The sequence below is a fragment of the Sphingomonas endophytica genome, from assembly GCF_001476895.1.
Classification (GTDB): Bacteria; Pseudomonadota; Alphaproteobacteria; order Sphingomonadales; family Sphingomonadaceae; genus Sphingomonas; species Sphingomonas endophytica_A.
On sequence record NZ_LDTB01000204.1, the window covers coordinates 1 to 691 of the forward strand.

1 protein-coding gene is annotated in these 691 nt (G+C 69.5%); it reads right to left on the reverse strand.

Going from position 1 to position 691, the window contains the following annotated elements; translation table 11 throughout:
- Positions 1–10 precede the first annotated feature (10 nt).
- A partial coding sequence (locus NS334_RS16745) for a molybdopterin cofactor-binding domain-containing protein (protein WP_153002808.1) occupies positions 11–691 on the reverse strand: 681 nt, incomplete at its 5' end.

A 691-nucleotide genomic window follows, 5' to 3' on the forward strand; every position in this document is an offset into this window, starting at 1 on the left:
TTGGTGAGGGTCATATGGGTATAAGAGACAGGTCGAGGAGCGTGTCGAGGGTGATCGGGTAGTCGCGCACGCGGATGCCGGTGGCGTTGTAGATCGCGTTCGCGACCGCGGCGCCGACCCCCGAGATGCCGAGCTCACCCACGCCCTTGGCCTTCATGGGTGAGGACATCGGGTCGACCTCGTCGAGGAAGATCACCTCCTGGTGCGGGATGTCGGCGTGGACCGGCACCTCGTAGCCGGCGAGGTCGTGGTTGGCGAAGAAGCCGCGCTTGGTGTCGACGGCGAGCTCCTCCATCAGGGCCGCGCCGGTGCCCATGACCATCCCGCCGATCACCTGGCTGCGGGCGGATTTGGGGTTGAGGATGCGCCCCGCCGCGCAGACCGCCAGCATCCGCCGCACCCGGACCTCGGCGGTGTCGGCATCCACCGCGACCTCGACGAAGTGGGCCCCGAAGGTCGAGACCTGCTGCGTCTTCGAGAACTTGCCGAACTCGATCGCGTCCTCGGCCACCAGTTCGCCGTCGGCGGCGGCCTGGGCCAGCGGGATGGCGCGGTTGCCGGCGCGGACCTCGCCGTCCTCGAACACCGCGTCGGTGGCGTTGAAGCCGAGCTTCTGCGCGACCGCCTCCCGCAGTTTCACGCAGGCCGCGTAGACGCCCGCGGTCGACGAGTTGGCGCCGAACTGGCCGCC